General features: G+C 66.0%; 18 protein-coding genes. 11 read left to right on the forward strand and 7 right to left on the reverse strand.

Annotation, left to right across the window (positions count from 1 at the left end; translation table 11 throughout):
* The first annotated feature begins 96 nt into the window (after positions 1-96).
* From LZC95_30940 to larE, 4 genes are all read left to right on the forward strand, one after another.
* On the forward strand, positions 97-591 hold the full coding sequence (locus tag LZC95_30940; GenBank protein ID WXA90858.1) for a hypothetical protein: 495 nt from the start codon (positions 97-99) through the stop codon (positions 589-591).
* An 85-nt stretch (positions 592-676) separates the two neighbouring features.
* Positions 677-1,816, forward strand: a complete 1,140-nt coding sequence (locus tag LZC95_30945) for a glycosyltransferase family 4 protein (GenBank protein ID WXA90859.1) — start codon at positions 677-679, stop codon at positions 1,814-1,816.
* Positions 1,817-1,828: 12 nt separating this feature from the next.
* Positions 1,829-2,758, forward strand: a complete 930-nt coding sequence (locus tag LZC95_30950; GenBank protein WXA90860.1) for a LysR substrate-binding domain-containing protein — start codon at positions 1,829-1,831, stop codon at positions 2,756-2,758.
* 20 nt (positions 2,759-2,778) lie between these two features.
* Positions 2,779-3,639, forward strand: a complete 861-nt coding sequence (gene larE, locus LZC95_30955; protein WXA90861.1) for an ATP-dependent sacrificial sulfur transferase LarE — start codon at positions 2,779-2,781, stop codon at positions 3,637-3,639.
* Positions 3,640-3,835: 196 nt separating this feature from the next.
* Here the strand turns inward: larE and LZC95_30960 are convergent, their stop codons facing one another.
* The 4 genes from LZC95_30960 to LZC95_30975 are packed head-to-tail and all read right to left on the reverse strand — an operon-like array spanning position 3,836 to position 8,589.
* Complete coding sequence (locus LZC95_30960) at positions 3,836-5,266, reverse strand: HAMP domain-containing histidine kinase (protein WXA90862.1); 1,431 nt, start codon at positions 5,264-5,266, stop codon at positions 3,836-3,838.
* Positions 5,259-5,678, reverse strand: a complete 420-nt coding sequence (locus tag LZC95_30965; GenBank protein ID WXA90863.1) for a response regulator — start codon at positions 5,676-5,678, stop codon at positions 5,259-5,261. Before LZC95_30965 ends, LZC95_30960 begins: the two co-directional genes overlap by 8 nt.
* Positions 5,679-5,688: 10 nt before the next feature.
* Entirely contained in the window at positions 5,689-6,816 is a 1,128-nt protein-coding gene (locus LZC95_30970) for a M48 family metalloprotease (GenBank protein ID WXA90864.1), read from the reverse strand.
* A 51-nt stretch (positions 6,817-6,867) separates the two neighbouring features.
* Positions 6,868-8,589, reverse strand: coding sequence for a serine/threonine protein kinase (locus tag LZC95_30975; protein WXA90865.1), 1,722 nt, complete (start codon positions 8,587-8,589; stop codon positions 6,868-6,870).
* 231 nt (positions 8,590-8,820) lie between these two features.
* Here LZC95_30975 and LZC95_30980 point away from each other — a divergent pair, with 231 nt between their 5' ends.
* From LZC95_30980 to LZC95_30995, 4 genes are read left to right on the forward strand one after another with little or no spacing between them, the layout of a single operon-like run.
* On the forward strand, positions 8,821-9,819 hold the full coding sequence (locus LZC95_30980; GenBank protein ID WXA90866.1) for an NFACT RNA binding domain-containing protein: 999 nt from the start codon (positions 8,821-8,823) through the stop codon (positions 9,817-9,819).
* Between the two features lie 4 nt (positions 9,820-9,823).
* Complete coding sequence (locus tag LZC95_30985; protein WXA90867.1) at positions 9,824-12,337, forward strand: dynamin family protein; 2,514 nt, start codon at positions 9,824-9,826, stop codon at positions 12,335-12,337.
* Positions 12,338-12,377: 40 nt separating this feature from the next.
* Positions 12,378-12,854: a hypothetical protein gene (locus LZC95_30990; protein ID WXA90868.1), complete on the forward strand. Its 477-nt coding sequence runs from the start codon at positions 12,378-12,380 to the stop codon at positions 12,852-12,854.
* Positions 12,851-13,567 (forward strand): ATP-binding cassette domain-containing protein, encoded by a 717-nt coding sequence (locus LZC95_30995; GenBank protein ID WXA90869.1) that lies wholly within the window; start codon positions 12,851-12,853, stop codon positions 13,565-13,567. The genes LZC95_30990 and LZC95_30995 overlap by 4 nt, the downstream gene beginning before the upstream one ends.
* A 15-nt stretch (positions 13,568-13,582) precedes the next feature.
* Here LZC95_30995 and LZC95_31000 read toward each other — a convergent pair whose 3' ends face one another.
* Positions 13,583-14,212, reverse strand: a complete 630-nt coding sequence (locus LZC95_31000; GenBank protein ID WXA90870.1) for an OmpA family protein — start codon at positions 14,210-14,212, stop codon at positions 13,583-13,585.
* Positions 14,213-14,274: 62 nt separating this feature from the next.
* On the opposite strand from LZC95_31000, the gene LZC95_31005 reads away from it, so the two are divergent.
* Genes LZC95_31005 through LZC95_31015 form a run of 3 tightly spaced genes read left to right on the forward strand, consistent with a single transcriptional unit; the run spans position 14,275 to position 16,529 of the window.
* On the forward strand, positions 14,275-14,862 hold the full coding sequence (locus LZC95_31005; protein ID WXA90871.1) for a hypothetical protein: 588 nt from the start codon (positions 14,275-14,277) through the stop codon (positions 14,860-14,862).
* Positions 14,863-15,990, forward strand: a complete 1,128-nt coding sequence (locus tag LZC95_31010) for a GNAT family N-acetyltransferase (protein ID WXA90872.1) — start codon at positions 14,863-14,865, stop codon at positions 15,988-15,990.
* Positions 15,987-16,529, forward strand: a complete 543-nt coding sequence (locus LZC95_31015; GenBank protein WXA90873.1) for a FixH family protein — start codon at positions 15,987-15,989, stop codon at positions 16,527-16,529. The genes LZC95_31010 and LZC95_31015 overlap by 4 nt, the downstream gene beginning before the upstream one ends.
* A gap of 102 nt (positions 16,530-16,631) precedes the next feature.
* Here LZC95_31015 and LZC95_31020 read toward each other — a convergent pair whose 3' ends face one another.
* Positions 16,632-18,152, reverse strand: a complete 1,521-nt coding sequence (locus tag LZC95_31020; protein ID WXA90874.1) for a cytochrome c family protein — start codon at positions 18,150-18,152, stop codon at positions 16,632-16,634.
* Entirely contained in the window at positions 18,149-18,616 is a 468-nt protein-coding gene (locus LZC95_31025) for a hypothetical protein (protein WXA90875.1), read from the reverse strand. The genes LZC95_31020 and LZC95_31025 overlap by 4 nt, the downstream gene beginning before the upstream one ends.
* Positions 18,617-18,619: the final 3 nt, after the last annotated feature.

Here is an 18,619-nt window from a genome sequence, read left to right on the forward strand (position 1 = left end):
ACAATCGATAAGGCGCGGTCCAAGGGGGTACGAATGAAGCTGTGGACGCAAGAGCGTGCGCGACCCACGCGTCCTCGACGGGTTTCTTCTGGTCAAATGCGTGTCGGAACTCCGGTTTGGGATTTACCGTCGCTCGTCGAAGTGGCCGACGTCATCGTCATCGCTTCTGCGCTTGAAGATCGTGCCTGTTGGGAAGACGGGCGCATCGTCACCTACTCTCGCGTCCGTATCGACCGAGCGATCGCTGGGCATCTCGGTTCGGAGCCGCTTTGGATTCGCACCAAGGGCGGCACCATCGGGAGCATCTGCCAATTCGTCGATGGCGAAGCGGTGCTTCAGAAGACATGGCCCTCCTTGCTCTTCTTGGTCCGCGTTCCTGGCGCAGGCTTCGAGGTTGCCGGTGGTGCGCATGGCCAGTTCCCCATCGTCCTTGGTCCCCAAGACGAACCAAGGGCCATTCCAAGCCCATGGCTCTGCGTTCTGAACCCCATCGCCGAAGAGTTGAAGCTCGATCCGTTCTCCACGGTCACGCTCGACAAGATCTCGCGCGATCTTTCGAAAAGCTGGAACCGGGCTCACCCATCCAAGTGAGCGAATAGGGTCAGCGAGCGCGGCTTTCAAGCGGGCGTGATTGCCCATTGAAGCTGGGCCGCGCTTCGCGCAACTTACCCGGCTCATGAAACGTGCGCTGCGGATCGCGTTCGTCTGCGATCTTCTCGAAGAGGAATGGCCGAGCATGGATCTCGTCGCCGAGATGCTGCTCGAGCACGCCCAGCGCGACGAGCGGATCAGCACGATGCGCATCCGTCCCGCCTTCGCGCGAAGGTTGTCGCGGTTGCCTTTGGGTGCGCGGCGGGAGCGCTTCGCATTCAACGCCGACCGACTCGTCAATCGCATCTGGGACGTGCCACGCGCGGCGCGGAGCGTTCGACGTCAGAACGACGTCTTTCACGTCTGCGACCATAGCTATGCCCACGCCGTGCACGCGCTGCCGGCCGAGCGTGTCGGTGTCTACTGCCACGACCTGGATGCCTTTCGTTGCCTGCTCGAGCCGCAGGCGGAGCCACGCCCTCTCTGGTTCCGCGCCATGGCGCAACGGCTCCTTCGCGGCATGGAGAAAGCGCGCGTCGTCTTCTTTTCGACGGGCGCCGTGCGCGATGCCATTCGCAAGTACGATTTGCTCGACGAGCGAAAGCTGGTGCAAGCCTACTACGGAGTCTCGCCCGAGTTTCGCGTGACGCCGGATGCACCGGTGAGCCTCGAGCACCTGCCGATTCACACGCTCGGGGGAAGGCCGTTCCTGCTTCACGTCGGAAGCTGCATCCCGCGCAAGCGCATCGACGTCCTGCTCGACGTGTTCGCCGAAGCGCGGCGCGAGCATCCCGACCTACGCCTCGTGCAGATCGGCGGCACGTGGACGGACGAGCAGCGCGCCCGCATCGAGCGGCTTCACATCGGCGATGCGCTGGTGCAATTCCGCGGGATCGACCGCACCGAGCTGGCCGAGATTTACCGCCGCGCGACCTTGGTGCTCATGCCGAGCGAGCTCGAAGGATTCGGCCTTCCCGTCATCGAGGCCCTTTCCTGCGGCGCCAGCGTGCTCGCCAGCGACATCCCACCGCTGCGCGAGGTGGGAAACGACGCCGTATCGCTTTTGCCGGTGGCCGACATCGGCGCGTGGAGCGGGCACGTCGTGAAGCTTCTGCGCGATCCTTCGCAAGGTCCCTCCGCGGAGGTGCGCCTCGCCCAAGCCGCGCGCTTTTCGTGGACGTCGCACGCGAAAATCATCGTCGATACGTACCTCGGGCTCTCGTAGCATTCGCGGCCGATGCCGATCCGCCCATCCCCGCTGCCCTCGCTCAGCGCCATCCGCGTCTTCGAGGCCGCGGCGCGCCACGAGAGCTTCACGCGGGCCGCGGAAGAATTGGGCATGACCCAGGCCGCGGTGAGCTACCAGATCAAGTCGCTCGAGGAGGAGCTCGGTCTCGCGCTCTTTCAACGGCTCCCGCGCAAAGTCGTCCTGACGGCGATGGGCAAGCGACTCGCGACGCCGGTCACCGAGGCCTTCGCCACGCTGCGCTCGGCCTTCGCCGAGAACGTGGAACGCTCCGAGGGCGAGCTGTCGATTACGACCTTGCCGACGTTCGCCTCCAAGTGGCTCGTGCACCGACTCGGCACGTTCCAATTGCAGAACCCCAAGTTGGCCGTCCGCCTCGATACATCGATTGCCCTGGCCGACCTCACCACGGGCCAATTCGACGTGAGCATCCGCGCCGGCGCCGGCAGCTGGCCCGGCATCATCTCGCACTTTTTGCTGCCCAATCTGTACACGCCCCTGGTCAGCCCGAAGCTGCTGAAAACCCTAGGCCCCCGCCCCTCCCCGCGCGATCTGGCCAAGCTTTCGCTGTTGGGCCGCACGGATTGGTGGATCGACTGGTTCGCCCAGGCCGGCGCCACCGACGTGGATCTCTCCGGGCGGGTCGAGCTTGCCCTCTACGTCGAGGAGTTCGACGTCAAAGCGGCCATCGCCGGGCATGGCGTGGCCATCGCCTCGCCGATCTTTTTCGCCAAGGAGCTCGAGTCGGGCATCTTGGTGAATCCGTTCCCGCTCGTCATCCGCGACCCGCTCGACTATTGGCTCGCGTACCCCGAGTTCCGCCAGCGCTCCGAGAAAATACGGACCTTCGTGAAGTGGGTCCTGGCCGAGGCGAAGCCCGAAGCGAGCCCAAAGGGCGCTCGGCGGGCGAGTCGGACGTAATTTTGCTAGATCAGTGGCTCGTGGAAGAACAGGATCCGCATCTTCAGCGCTTGTTTTCGCTTCTGTCCGACATGGGCTCGGTGCTCGTGTGCTACTCGGGCGGCGTCGACAGCGCCTTCGTGCTCGCCGCCGCGCACCGCGTCCTCGGCCCGCGCGCCATCGGCATGACCGCGGTGAGCCCGAGCCTGCCCTCCTTCGAGCGCGAGGCGGCCATCGACATTGCGCGGCAAATCGGCGCGCGGCACGAGTTGGTGCCGTCGAGCGAAATCGAAGACGACAATTACCGAAAGAACGACGTCGACCGCTGTTTTCATTGCAAATCGGAGCTGTATCGCCTCAGCTCGAAGAAGAAGGTCGATTGGTCCCTCGACTGGGTCCTCAACGGCACCAACCTCGACGACCTCGGTGATTACCGCCCCGGGCTCGAGGCCGCGAAGAACGCGCAGGTGCGCAGCGTCCTCGTCGAGTGCGGCTTCCGCAAGGAGGACGTGCGCCGCGGCGCCGCGCTCCTCGGCCTGCCGGTGTGGAACAAACCCGCTTCCGCGTGCCTTTCGAGCCGCATCCCCTACGGCACCGAGGTGACCCGCGAGCGCCTCGCCCAAATCGACGCGCTCGAGGCCGAGCTGCACCACCTCGGTCTGCGCCAAGTGCGCGTGCGATGGCACGCCTTGGGCAGCACGAAGGACACCACCCCGGGCGCCATCGCCCGCATCGAGGTCGCCGCCACCGAGCTCCTCGCTGCCTTCGAACAACGCGACGCCATCGTCGACGCCGGCAAACGCGCCGGCTTCCGCTACGTCACCCTGGACCTTCAGGGCTACCGCACCGGCAGCCACAACGAAGTGCTCACGGGGCGCAGCCTCCGCGTCGTGAACGGCTAGACGCGCGCGCCTCGAGCAGCGTCGCGAAGAGAAGAAGAAACCGCCAGGGCCGCCAAAAGAGAGGCGCCAGGATCGCCAGGTGAACCAACAATAAACTCTATTTTTTAGGGTTTATTGTTGGTTCAGCTGGCGATCCTGGCGATCCCTGGCGTCTTGGCGGTTTCCTTCTTCCTGTTCGACAATCGTGCTCGCCAACTTAGAACTGCGAGAGCGACTTTTTCGATGAGGGGGTCGGCGGGGCTTTCGAGAAGTCTGCGGGTAGAACCACGCGGAACGTCGTTCCGACGCCCACCGTGGACTCGGCGGAGACGGTGCCGCCGAGGCGGGTGACGACGGCGTGGACGATGGCGAGGCCCAGGCCCGAGCCTCCGAATTTGCGCGAGACCTTGTGGTCCACTTGGCGGAAGGGTTCCCAGATGGTCTGCAGCGACTGCGGTTCGATGCCGATGCCCGTGTCCTGCACCTCGATGACCACGTTCTTTCCGGCGGGACGCACGCTGGTGATGACCTCGCCCTTTTCGGTGAACTTCACCGCGTTGCCAACGAGGTTGGTGAACACCTGCTGCAGCTTCACGAAATCGCCCCGGACGCGCGGAACGTCGGGGTGCACGTCGAGCGACAACTTCAGCGGCTTGTGCCCGATGAGGCCCTCCGCGCGGGCGATGCAGCGCTCGAGCACCTCGGTGATGGCCACCGGCTCGATGAAGAATTTCATATGGTCCGACTCGAGCTTGGCCACGTCGAGAATGTTGTTGATGATGGCCAAAAGCTCGCGCGACACATGGTTGATCTTGCGCGCGTACCCGCGCACGTCCTGGTTCGTGGTCGTGTTGTCCTCGATCATCGAGGCGAAGCCGCCGATCGACACGAGCGGTGTGCGCAGCTCGTGGGACATGTTCGTGAAAAACTCGCTCCGCGCGGCGCGTTCACCTTCGCGGCGCCGCTGCTCCAGATCCGTCGTTCGGGCGCGGACGCGGGCGCGCCACCACATGGCCACGATGGCGATGAGCACGAGCAGGCCCGCGGCCACGCCTTCGACGGCGGTCCATTGGCCCTGCACCGCGCGGTGAAGGCGGTCGAAGCGCTCGCCCGCGCGCACGTCGGCGTCGATGACCTTGTCCGACCATTGATCGACCAGCGCCTGGCGGGCGCGCATTTCTTCGAGCGCCTGCGGCCCCTCGCCCCGCTCGATGACGTCCTTCAGGCGGGTGACCCATTCATGGACGACCTGCAGAAGCTTCGCGCGCGACTGCTCGTCCTCGTCGTCGGTCGCGGGGGTGCTGGCCAACGCCGTCGACTTGTCCGCCACGTCCTTCTGGAGCTGGTGCCACTGCACGTAGGAGCGGCCGTGCCAATGTTCGAGAAGGCCGACGTAGAGCAGACGGCAGCCGCGGCGAATCTGCGTGCCCAACTCGATGTGGACCCGCTCGATCGAAGCTTGACGATGAAGCTCGTGAAGCTGCACCTGGAGGCGCGCCGCATGGAGCTGCAGAAGCACGAAGCCCACCACGAGGAGCACCATCGCAAGCACGAAATAACGCGTGGATGGCGGCGGCAGCTCGGGAGGTTGGGATCCCCGAGCGGGCGCCGGTGGCGGTGCGTCCGCCGTCGGGCGCGAATCAGCCACGCGAGTCGCCCAGCACGGTGGAAATGGCGTCGTAGAGTGCCGCGAGCCCATCGGACTTGAGAACGTACGAGGCCCGAGGAGTGGTGCGCGCGAGCTCGTAAAGTCGCTCCTCGTCCATCGACGAATAGAAGATGATGCGCATATCCGGCACGGATTTCAGGCCCAAAAGGAGCTTGGCCAGCGATCCGCCGTCGAGCGCGGGCATCATCACGTCGAGAACCACGATTTCCGGCCGGTGGCGAATGACCAACGAGCTTACGCCCAAGGCCGCATTCGATGGAACGACACGGATACCCCGCGCCGCCAGGTACGATCCGACTTGCACGAGCATGTCCGGATTGTCGTCGACGATGAGCACCGTGGGCAGGCGCGGGGAAGATTTGGATCGGTTGGCGTCTTCTGGAGCCCCCATCCAGGGAAGCCTATCGCACGTCGGGATGCTGCGAATACCAAGTTCGCGCGGTGGTCTGAATTAGGGGCACGCGCAATTGCGGATTGGGATGCGTTCGCAAAAAGCCAATCGGATTGAACACGGATATTCCGGACGCTCGGTCCAATCGACCGAAGAAGTCGAACAGGAAAATGCCCCCTTTTTCCGACCAACGGTATTGCGGGCGCCGCGCCCGGCCGGTGTCGAGCACGTCGATGCATCCATAATTGTCCGCGGCGGCCTCGTTGAACTGGTTGAGCCCGGGCAAAATGCGCGTAACCAGATGGCCGAGCACGGCGGGATTGGGCCCTGCGCTCATCGCCTGACCGTTCGCACAGCCGGTGTGTCCCAAATAATGGTGCGCGAGCTCGTGCCCGAACGTAAAGGCGACGACGTCGTCGAAGATTTCGCGCGCATGGGAGAGACGCTGCGGATTCATCAAATATTGCGTGGGGATGATGCCTGGAGGCAGCGCCGGGCTCGCCGGCTTCGCCTGCAGCATGCGCGGAAGAACCGCATTCATGTACGCTTCGTACGTTTGCGTGCCGAACATCTCGTCGGTCGCGCGCGTTTGCGCAATGCCGTCGACGGCGTCGAGCAACCCGGCGGTGCCTGCCAGAAACGGCGCGCCGTTGTCGTCGCAGCCGGCATAAGCGTTCACATCTGGGTCCTGATCGAAGACGAGCGGGATCCCTCGGACCTTTTGCTGATTGCTCGCATTGAGCTGCTGGATCAACTCCCCGAGCACCCCGCGCACCTCCGCCTGCTGCGCAAGCTGCCCCACGAGAGGCGCCAAAAGCGGCGGGGCCTGGCCCGGCCCGGGCATGGGAGCCTGCGGAGGATAAGGCTGCTGCTGCGGGGGGTACGGATAGGGCTGCTGCTGCGGCGGCGGGTACGGTTGCTGCGGGTACGCCCCAGGTCCCGCTTGCGGGCCGGTTCCTGGACCCTGTGGGTAGCCATACGGCCCCTGCTGGCCGTAGGGCCCGGGGCCGTACTGCGGAGGCGGGTACTGCTGCGGGCGCGGCGAAGACTCCGCTTGGCACGCGGTGCTGGCAATGGCCAAAAGAACGAGTGGGACGACTGCGCGGCGGAGCATGGACGCGACGTAGGACGGCTTCATGGGCGCGCCTATTCTGGCCGGTCGAAAACGCGCAGTCACCTTGTATCGACGTTACGTAACGTTGGCCGCGGGGGTGGCCCCTTCGCCGAGCTCGCGCAGGGCCGCGGCAAAGGCTCGGGCATCCTGAAAGCGGTCGCGCGGGGACGGCGCCAGGGCGCGCTCGATCACGGCTTGCCAGCCGAGCGGCAAATTTCGCAGCGCAATCTTGATGCGCGCCGCCCGCGGGCCGGTCCCCACGGGGCTCGGACCCGAGAGCCACAAGCCGCTGGGCGTGGGCGGCGGAGGCTCGCCCACGAGGCACTCGTAGAGCACCGCGCCGAGCGCGAAAAGGTCACTGCGGGCGTCGATCTCGCCGCCGGTTTCCTGCTCGGGGGACATGTACCCGGGCGTGCCGAGCGGCGCGCCCATGTTGGTGATGCGCGTCTCTTCCCATTCCACGCGCGCAATGCCGAAGTCGATCAACTTGACCCGCTCGTGGGCCGGGACGAGCGGATCGGGCTGCTGCCGCTCGAGGAAAATGTTCGACGGCTTCAAATCGCGATGGACCACGCCGGCGGCGTGCACGGCGATGATGGCTTCGCAGATTTGGAGCGCCACGGTGAGCAATTCCTCGGGCGAATAGGGGCCCTTGTTGCGAAGGCGCACGGCCAACGACTCGCCGTCGAGGAGTTCCATCACGAGGTAGGCGGTGCCATCGGGCAGGTGCCCATGGTCGATCATCTCGACGACGTTGGGGTGCCACGCCAGACCAAGGGCCTCCGCTTCGCGCCGCAGGCGATCCGACGCGACGGCATCGTGGGCGGCGGCCGCGCGCAGCAACTTGATGGCCACCGGCAGATCGTCGCGCACGCGCACGGCTTCGTAGATGACGCCGCTCGCGCCCGAGCCCATGCGCTGCTTTATGCGGTACTGCCCCGCCACCACCGTGCCCTCGAGCCGGCCGGCGGCCACGCGCTCGCGGGCCTCTTTGAGGGCCAGGTTTCGCTCGAGCGCGTTCACCCGCATCGATTGGGCGAAAATCTCCGCGCGCCGCCGATGCTCCCGCGCCCACGCGACACCGAAGAGTGCCCCGCCGGTGGCCGCGGCCGCGACACAGAGAAGCTGCGAGGTCAGCGACAGATCCGTGAAGAAGGTGGCACCGCCAAGAACCGAGCCCGCGGCACCCGCCACCGTGGTGGAGACCGCAACGCGCGACGGGTACCAGCGCACCTCGAAGTCACACGAGAGCTCGCTCACCCCGCCCTTGCGCTTGTCGAGCAAGGTGACGTGGCCGCGGCCGTAGCCGAAAAGCGCGGGCACGGCGCTGAGCTGGGCGAGGCGCATGTCGTCGAGCAGGCCGTCTTCCTCGATGCGCGGATCATGTGCAATGTGCACGCGTCCACGCCACATCCCGTTGCCCGAGACCAAGGTCTGCCAGCGGGTGGTGCGGCCGTATTCGCTTTCGTTCGCATCCAGGCGAGAAAACGCATCGAGCGGGCCGCTCGTCCCGCGCAGCACGCGCATCCAGAAGCCCAGGTTGTCCGGCAAAATGAGGAACCGCCACGCCTTGATGATGGCGGCGCGCGAGGCCACGTCGACGAAGGCGAGCAGCGCATCGTGCAGCGCGAGAAGCGACATGGGGCGCGTCTCGTCGTCGAGATCGTCGCGCTGGATGTGGCAACGATGGAGCCAGGCATCCGCCTCCGCCGGGCCCTTGTCGACTTCCAGGTACATCAAGAGAGCCTTCACGAACGAAGTGCTCACCTGTCCCGCGGGGAAGCTCGTTCGATTCACGCCCTCTCCAATCCTCTTTCGAACTATAGCCCCTAACCCTACTGCCGGAGGTTACCTTTCGGATCGAAACTCTCGGTGCCGTCGGACCGCGACAAGCGGCGCGAGGCCGGTGCGATGCCCGTTTCGACAGAAGATCGTCGCCGTACGTTTGGCGGCCCTCGTTTCAGGCGGCGGGCGAAAGGAAAACTCGAGACTTTTCACGAAGTTCCGTAGGATCACCCGGAATCGCCCATGTCGTCTCCACCGGAAAAAAATGGCCAGGAGGGGTCCGCACACGAGGCGCGGGCATTGGCCAAGGTCCAGAAAGCATTGGCGAAAGCCCAGGAAGAGGCAGCCGCGCTCACCTCTTCCCTCACCCGCGCCCGACGGCGTCTTTTGCAGCGCATTGCGGCAGTGGAGCGCGACCTGGAGCGCATCGAGGAGGCCCAAGCATGGGCTACCCGCGCCTCCTGGCTGGTCGCGGCGGCCGCCCGTGCCCCACGTGGGGCGCGTTCGCTGCAGGTGAGCGACTGGTCCTCGGGTGAGGAGCAGGTGTTCTCATTTCCCTTGGAACCAAGCCGGCCGGCCCGCGAGCAAGTGGAGGCGGCGTTCCAACGCGCGCGCCGGCTTCGACGCGGCAAGCCACTGGCCGAGGAGAGGCTGCGCGCGGCGAAGGACGCCGTGGCGGCGGTGGACGGGCTCGTCGCCGAGGTGGCCGCCCTGGCGCCGCCGAGTGAAGAGGCACTCGAAGAGCTGCGACAACGGGCAGTGGCAGCGTTGCCGCACGATGTGCAACGCGGGCTCGCGCGCCCGGCCTTCATTCCGGGCCGGCGAAAGAAAGAGGAGGGCAAGAAGCCCCCGTTTCGTAGCTTTACGGCGCGAAGTGGAATGCGGATTCTCGTGGGGCGGCGGGCCGAGTTGAACGACGAGCTTACCTTTCAGGTATCGCGGCCTCACCATTTGTGGCTGCATGCGAAGGATCAGCCTGGCGCGCACGTCATTGCATGGAACGAAAAGGGAAAATCGCTGACCGAAGGCGAACTGGTCGACGCGGCGTGCCTCGCGGCGCACTTTTCGGATGCGCGCGGCGAGCCGGTGGTCGATGTCACGTACACGCCGCGGCGCTACGTCCGAAAACCACGGAAGGCACCGCCCGGACTCGTGCTGGCCGATCGCGCGAAGGTCATCGCCGTGCGCATCGACCCCGCCCATTTGAAAACGCTGCTGGAGACGGAGGTCGACGAAGGATGATGCCGTGCGGCTGATCGAGGTCATTAGCCGATGGATGGGCCGCGTGGAGGTCGTCCTCGCGGGCGCCGAAGACGAGCTGCGCGCGGGCGAGCAGGCGCTGGCCGCGGGTGACCCGATGATTGCGCGCGCGCTCGCGCACTCGGTTCTCAAGCGGCTTCCGGGCTCGCTCCTCGGGCTTGCGCTCTTGGCCGATGCCTGCGAGGCCGCGGGCCTCGATGCGGAGCTCGCGCTCACGTTGGAGGAACTCGCCAGCCTCGCCGGCTCCAACGCCGACGTCTGGGTGCGCCTCGCGCGGGCCCGGCAGAAGACGCTCGCGCCGGTCGACGAGGTGCGCGACACCTTGGTGCGCGGACTCGCCGTCGCCAGCCCTGGAAGCGACGCGCGCCGCGAGGCGCTTCTCGAGCTGGCCGATCTGGACCTGGCCCAGGGCGACGGCGCACGCGCCGAGCTATGGCTCGAACGCCTCGCCGATCGGCGCTCGCCGGAGGTCGCGCTTCGAAGGGCCGAGGCGCGCCTGGCCCAGAACGACGTGGCCGGTGCGCGCGCCGCCATCGAGGAGGCGCCGAGCGATCCCACGCACGGGCGCGCGGAGTTGATCCGCGGCCGCGTGCTGGCCGTCGCAGGGGACAAAGCCGCGTTCGTGTCGCTCATCCGCGCGTACGTGCTCGAGGTGCCCGGCGCCAGCGAGCTTCTCTCGTCCACCTTGGCGTGGGGCCCCAGCGATGACGAGATTCGCGCGCGCGTACGCCTCGTCGTCGAGCACCGCGAGGAAGCGAAGTTGGCGCGCTGGCGTGCCGCCTTCGCGCGCGCCGATGGCCGGCGGGACGAAGCGCGGGCCGCCCTTCGCGATGCGCTCGACGGCGGCGATCTCAGTGCCGCGCATCCCCTTCTCGATGCGGCGCTCGAGGACGGCGATCCCGCCGCACTCGCGGTCGCGTTGGCGGCCGTGCCCAGCGATCACGATCCGACGGTGCTCGACGCGCAGAAGCTGCCCGATCCCGCCAAACTGGGAAGCTCCGAGGAGCTCGCACCGCTGCTCGATCGCATGGCCACCGTCACCACGGAGCGCGCGCGCCCGTGGGCCGAGGCCGTGCGCAAGCAGATTGCGCTCTTGTGGATTCCCCCATCGGGCGAGCCCGCAGCGTGGGGTCCCTTGCTCGAACGGCTCGACGCGCACGCGCAGACCTTGCACGACCTGGAGGCGACCGCGCGCATCTCCGAGCTGTCCGCCGAGCGCACGCGACCCGTGCGCGTGGCCATCGTGGGCGAGTTCAACGCCGGAAAGAGCACGTTCATCAATGCGCTGATGGGCGCCGATGTCGCCCCCACCGGCGTGCTTCCGACCACGGCCACGTTGCACCACCTGCGGTATGCACCGGATCCCATCGCGCGGATCCTTTCCGAGGCCGGGCCCGAGCGCATCGTGCCCGTGGGGCAGCTGCGTGCGACGTTGAAGACCATCGCGCCGGAGACGGTGCGCCGGGTGGAGATCCAGCTTCCCCTGCCCTCGCTCACGCGCGTCGAGATCATCGACACGCCCGGCTTCAACGCGCCCGACGTGCGGCACGGCGAGGCGGCGCGGGCCGCGTTCGAAGAAGCCGACGCCGTGGTGTGGCTGTTCGACGCAGGGCAGGCCCTGAAACAGAGCGAGCGGCTCGTTCTCGACGAGGCGAAGGCCGCGCGCATCCCGGTGCAGATCCTGGTCAACAAGGCCGATCGGCTCTCGCCGGCCGATCTGGGCAAGGTCATGGACCGCGTGGCGCAGGAGCTCGGCGAGCTGGGCGTCACCTCGTGGACGGCACCGCTGGCGCTCTCGGCGCGTCTGGCCCTCGCCGGGCGTCTGGGCGATGAAAAGGCGCTGGAGGCCTCGGGGTGGGGCGCGGTGCAAACCCTTCTCGACGAGCAGATCGTCGGGCGCAGCACGGAGCTCAAAGAGCGCGCCCTGCGCCGTCGCGCCGCGCGCATCGTGGCACACCTGCGCGAGCGGTCCGTCACCTTGGCGGATCAAGAGCGCACCGCCCACGATAGCGCCGTGCATCACGCAAAGAGCATGGCGCGGCTCTCGGCGCTGCTCGATCGCGATGCGGAGGAAATCGCGAAGGCTCTGGGCACATCGCTGGAGCCTGCACTGCAAGCCTGGCAGGCGGATCTTTCCGTGGTGGTCACCGGTCGCGAACGCGAGGCGGTGGCCAGCGATCCGGTGTTGATGCGCTACCGCGTGGAGCGAGGGCTCGCGCGCGTGGTGCCGCCGCTGTGCGATGCCCTCGCCGCACTGGCGCGGGAAAAGAGCCGGGATGCGACTTTGGTCGAGATCCGCCCGGCCGACATGGCGACGCTCGCGCGGGCGCTGGTGCGGCAGCTCGCCTTCGCCGGGTCGACGAGCAGCCAGGCCCTCGCGCGGGCCGCCGTGAGCACCCTCATCGAGTACGCCTTCGCGCGGGCCACCCCGCAGCTCCCCGCCGCCACGGCCACATGGCTCGAGCGAGAGCTTCACAGCTTTGCCGAGGCTCTTCTGTGATGCGAAACAACGCGGTAGACTAGGGCAACACACGGAAACCATGCGTCTCGCCCCCGTCTTTCTCGCCGCCTTTCTCGGCGTGGCATCCGTCCCCGCGGCCCCTGCCCTCGCCCAACCCATCCTCAGCGTGGGGGGAGACGCACTCGAGGTGCAGGCCGACAAGCTGGAGGTCGACGTGACCGAGGGCGTGGCCCTGCTCACCGGCAACGTGTCGCTCGCCAAGGGTGGCCTCAAGGTCAATTGCCCGCGCATCGACCTGAAGTTCGATCAAACGCCGCACGTGAACTGGGCGCGCGGCTCGGGCGGGGTCCTCGCGGACGTCAAAGGCGTGCACGCCGAGGCGCCCGAGGTCGAGCTCGACCTGAAGAAGCAGATCCTCGAGTTGCGCGGCGGTGTGCGGCTCACGCGCGGGCAAGGCTGGCTCCAGGCCGAGAAAGCCATGATCGACATCGCCACGGCCAAGGTCACCCTGACCCAGGTCAAAGGCTCCATCCCCGTTTCGCCCAAAGGACCTTGAAGGCGCGGCTCGAGGCAAGCGGCCTGCGGGTCGTGCGCGGGGGAAAAGTCATCCTTCGCGACGTGGACGTGGCCGCGAACGAGGGCGAGGTGCTCGGCATCCTCGGGCCCTCCGGCGCAGGGAAATCGACGCTCTTTCGTGCTCTCGTCGGCGAAAGCCCGCCCGATGCGGGCACGGTGCGCCTCGGCGGCGAGGACGTGACGCGCTGGCCGCTCTGGAGGCGTGCGCGCCAGGGCATCGGCTACATCCCGCAATCGCCCAGCGTGCTCTGGGACCTCACCGTGCGGCAGAACTTGATCACCTTCCACCGCGTGGTGCACCAGAGCGACGGCAAGCCCGAGGAGCGCGCGGCGCAGGTCGGCTTGGCCGAGCGGCTCGACGTGCGCGCCGGCGAGCTCTCCGCGGGCGAGCGACGGCGCCTCGAGTTCGCGCGAGCTATCACCCGCGAGCCCCTGGTGCTCGTGTGCGACGAGCCCTTCAGCGGCATCGATCCGGTGGGCGCCGCGCGCCTGGGCGAGCTCCTGCGCGATCTGGCCGGGCGCGGCACGGCGGTGCTTCTCGCCGATCACCACGTCGAGGAGGCGCTGCGCGTCTGCTCACGCGCCATCTTGCTGCTCGATGGCGCGGTCGCGGTCACCGCCGTCCCCGGTGAATTCGAGAAGCACCCGCTCGTCCGAGGCCGCTACCTCGGCACACTGCATCCGTCGTCGTGAGCCGCTCGTGAAAGCTTAGTTGACCAGCTCGATGTCCACGCGGCGGTCCAGCGCGTAGCTTTCCTCGTCGTTGCCCGTGGCATCGAGCTCGCCGCGTGAGCTCGCCTTCACGCGATCGCGCCCTACACCTAGGTTATGCATGTAGCGCAGCACCGCGTCCGCACGCGACTCGCCGAGCGACATGTTGTATTCGGTTTCCCCCCGCCGATCCGCGCGCCCCACCAGGGTCACGTGGCGACCGCGCAGGCCTCCATCGATCAGGCAGCGCGCGATGGTGGCCAGCGCATCGCGATCATCCGGCGGGATGGCCGTCGAGTCGAAATCGAACTTCGGCGCATACGCATTTTGCGGAAGCGAGCACGCTTTCGCAATTTCGTCCGAAACGCGAAGGCCCGACGTGAGGACCGATCCATCGTCGGCCGCGCCATTGCGCTTGGCGAGCGAACCACCGGCGTTTCCCGCCTCCATCGCGGTGTCCTTCTCCGCGAGGCCGTTCTTACCGGGGGACTTTTCCCAGTGGCTCTTGAACGTCGACGCCGAGGTGAGGCCCGTCGGCGGGATCTTTGCGGCTTTGGGCTTGTCCGCGCACCCAAGGAAGCTTGCGCTCAGCAGCGCCAGAGTCACAACCGTTTTCCAAGCTGTCATGGGCGCGATCTTTGTGCGAAAAGATCCAGCGGCCAACTTTTTGCTCTTCCCAAGGAGCTCCCATGAACGTGAACGTGTTGCTCGAGCCCGCTGTCGACCTTCCTCGGCTCCAGAAAATCCTGGACGAGCTGGGACACCTCGGCCGGGTCGACACCATACGCGGATGGGACAAAAAGACGCAGGCGCAGCTTTACGAGGCGGCGCGCGGCTTTCGGCTGATCACGTTGGACGACTTCGTTCCATCGTCCATGGAGCCGTTGCACGAAGTCATCCACCACGGAAAAAACACGCTGCCGAGCTTTTCTCATTTCCAGAAGCGCTTCTGTAAACCCGAGGGCGATGCGAAAGAGCTGATCGGTTACAACCATCAGCAGATGCAGTGGGCCACCGGGCCGGGGTACTTCGTGGTGCATCCTTCGGAGACGGAGGGCGAGGTCGACATCGACTACCTCCGCGTTCCGGCGACCAAGCCCGCCGCGTGGCCGCCGATCAAGGACAACGACCATGGCTTCGGCCGCCTCGTCTACGGCGGCATGGTCGACGTCATGCGCGGCGTCTCGCAACACGTATCCGTCGGCCGCGCGAGGAAGAACGGCAAATTCATCGACGCGTGGTTCGTCCTTTGCCGGGAAGATCCCACGACGAACTGAATGTCTTACGAGCTTTCTCTCCTGCCGCGCATCGCGGAAGTTCCGCGTGAAGAATGGGACGCTCTCGTGGGGCCCGACGATTCCCCCTTCGTCGAATGGACGTGGCTCGAGGCCCTCGAGCGCACCCGTTGCGTGGGACCCGGGACGGGCTGGGCCCCCTGCCATGTGACCTTGCGCGACGATGCCGGGGTGCTCGTCGCCGCCGCCCCCGCGTACCTCAAGTCGAACAGCGAGGGCGAGTTCGTCTTCGATTACCAATGGGCCGATGTCGCCGAGCGCATCGGCCAGTCGTACTACCCGAAGATCGTGGTCGCCGTTCCCTTCACGCCCGCGACCGGCGCGCGCGTGCTCATGCGCCCCGATGCACCGCGCGGCACGTTCACGGCGGCCATCGGCCAAGCGTTGCGCGACATCGCACCGCGCGTGGACGCGTCGAGCGTGCACGTGCTCTTTCCCACCGCCGAGCAAGCTCAGGATTTCGACCCCGCCGGCTACGTGGAGCGCTACGGCGTGCAATTTCACTGGCGCAACCGCGGGTACGGCACCTTCGAGGACTTCCTGCGCGATCTCCCTTCGAAAAAGCGAACGCAGCTCCGGCGCGAGATGCGCCAGCCGGAACGCGACGGCGTCACCATCGAGACGCTCGGCCCCGATGCGTACACGCCCGACACCGTCCGCGAGATGTTCGGCCTCTATTTATCCACGGTGGAAAAGTTCTATTGGGGCCGGCAATATCTCAATTTGGAATTCTTCGAGAAGGTCGTTGCCGATTTTCGCCATCGCCTATCCTGGGTCGTTGCACGCGACGCGAACGGCGAAATCATCGCGGGTGCATTCAACGTCAAAAAAGGCAAACGCCTCTATGGCCGTTATTGGGGAACCAAGACGGACCTGCCCTTTTTGCACTTCAACGTCTGCTACTACCACGGCATCCGCCAATGCATCGACGAGGGCCTGGAGGTCTTCGAACCCGGCGCGGGGGGTGAACACAAACGCGTCCGCGGTTTCGAGCCGACCTTGACGCACTCCGTCCACTGGCTCGTCGACGATCGCCTGCGGCGCATCATCGCATCCCATCTGGTCCGCGAGCGCGCAGCGGTGAAACATCATATGGAGAGTGACGTATGACCTTCATGGCCGATTCCGCTCGCCCGAGCTATACCGATTCGCGCATGAATTTTACGCACGTCGTCCCCAGCGCCGCTCTGCTCTTGTCTGGCTTCTTGGCAGCTCTTCCCGCGTGTTCTTCCGATTCGTCCTCGCCGCCCCCGAACGATGGCGGCGGCGTGGTCACCTGCCAGAACGATCCGCGGGTGATGGCTTACCAGCCGAACCTCACGCTGGAGTCGGGCAGCAAGTCCTTCAAAGCCACACTCGTCTCCGCCGATCCCGCGCCGCCCGTGGTCAGCAGCGGCAACACGTGGATGTTGAAGCTCGTCGACGGCAGCGGCGCCCCCATCACGGGCGCGGACATCGAGGTCGTTCCCTACATGCCCGACCACGGCCACAACCCGCCCACCAAAGTGCTCATTGCCAAAAAGGACAATGGCACCTACGAGCTGTCGAAGATCAATTTCTTCATGCCCGGCGTGTGGTGGGTCACCATCAACGTGACCTTGTCGGGCGCCGCCGACTCCGTGCGCTTCGCATTCTGCTTGCCAGGCTAAGAAGAAATAAACCGCCAAGACGCCAAGAACGCCAAAAGAACGGATTCAAAAAACTATTTTTTCTTGGCGGTCTTGGCGCCTTGGCGGTTCGCCCCCCCCTCTTCAGGGCGAGCAGCGCGTCCGCTCGGGGGCGGGCGTCACTTGGGACTTGAGGTTCAAGTTCGTTTCCGTGATGCACCGAAATTCTTGTCCGTTCTCGAAGAACCGTTCCGTGGCGGTCGCCGGCGTCCATGTCAGCATGGTGCCCACGTCCAACGTGGGAATCGCGTTGATCACGGCAGGATCGAGATCGCCTGACCCCACCAACGAGTCGAGCACGTCTCGGTCCATGGCCCGCATGCGGATGCGCAGGGTGATGCGATCCACCGGGCCCGGGAACAACTTGCCATCGTCGTGAGGGTACTTGCGAAGGATGTGCGACTTGTAGAAACGCTCGTCCTGGGGATTGCTGGTCACCTTCGCGGGAATCGCGTTTCCTTCGTAGGACTTCGCCTCCCAGAACATATGCACTTCTTTCGCGCCCGGATCCGGGCCGTCGAACATGCAATCGCGAATCAGCCAATAGTTGGACGGATCCGTATCGGGATTCTTCGTGGCCGCCACACCATCGGGCACGACGCCGCTTTCGAAGACCTTCTTGTCGCCCGAATAGCCAATGACCTCGGCCCAGAGGCGGCGATCCTGCACGGAGCCGCTGGGGAAGCCGTGGCCTGCGCGCACGTTGTCGAGGATGACGCGCACCAGCGTCTTTTCGCCACCTTGGACGGCGACCGGGGTGGCGCAAAGTGCACTCTGAATCGACGAGTCCAGGAACTCCTGGACCTTCTTGCGCTGCACGTCCTTCTGCGGGAATGGCGTCAGGGCGAGGTCCACCCCGGGCAGCGAGTGCTCGTGCGTGTGCCGCGAAAATACGCCGGGCGAATTCTGCGCGATGGGCTCCAGATTGATGCTCTGGCTCATGTGGCACTGGTTGCACGTGTTTCCACTGGGCACGTGCGCGAACACCGAGGCCTGCCACTCCTCGAAGGTGCGCTCGATCTTCGTGCCGTGCCCGTTCTCGATGTCGTGGCACGAGCCGCAAAGGTTCGCCGACTCGATGCGGTCGCCATCGTGCAGCGCCGAGTACCCAGCGCGATGGGCCGAGTTTTTCACCGGATCGGAATAGGAGCCGCGCATCACCATGTCGTTCGACAAGGACAGCTGCGCATTGTGCAGGCCCTCGATCTTGTCGATGCTATGGCAGAAAAAGCAGGTGACGCCCTTGAGGGTCTGCGGCACCGAATCGAGATTGAGGCCGTCCTTGGTCGCCTTCTCGTGCAGCGCCATGGGTGCATGGCACTTGACGCAAAAATCGCCGAGCTGCCCGTTGGTTTCACGCTGCCCGCGCGCATTCATCGCACGGAACACCGGATCGTCGGAGGCGTAGGCGTGCATGCTCCCCGACCATTGGTCGTAATGATTGACGTGGCACTGCTTGCACGAAGCCGGATCGAGCAAGGCCGCGCGATCGAGCGATGGCGGCGGACCGTCGTCACCGCCGCTGCTGCTGCTCGAGCAACTCGCGACCACGGGCGGCACGACGAGAACCCCCAAGATGGCCCATTTCAGCGAGATGCTTCTCATCGGGCGGCTCCGTTCGCAATCCATCGTTCGATGGCACACCGCTCGGCCGCGGGCAAGCCCGAGCTGCTCGGGGGCATGCGCACGCTGGGCTCGGTGGATTCGAGCTTCTCCACCAGAAGGCTGCACGCGGGATCGCGTGGAATCACGCGCTTTCGTCCGGCCGCACCGGGAGCCGTACCGAGGAGCTGCGCATACGCCGTATCGGCGTCCTCGAAGACCAGACCTCCCTTGGCCGCATCGGACGTGTGGCACGTACCCACGCCCGAGGCGCACGTCTTCTTGAAGGTCTTCTCGAACAGCGTGGGATAATCCGGTGGATCGTAGAGCGGCGTGCAATCGAGCTTGAGCCCCTGCACACACGACGGCCCGGCGGGAGAATCGTCCCCGCCGGAACACGCAACGACCACCACCGCCAACGACGCGGCCAACGCGACAAACGCACCAGCGAAAGAAAAACGAAGCACGAA

This window comes from Sorangiineae bacterium MSr12523 (assembly GCA_037157775.1).
GTDB lineage: Bacteria > Myxococcota_A > Polyangia > Polyangiales > Polyangiaceae > Pendulispora > Pendulispora brunnea.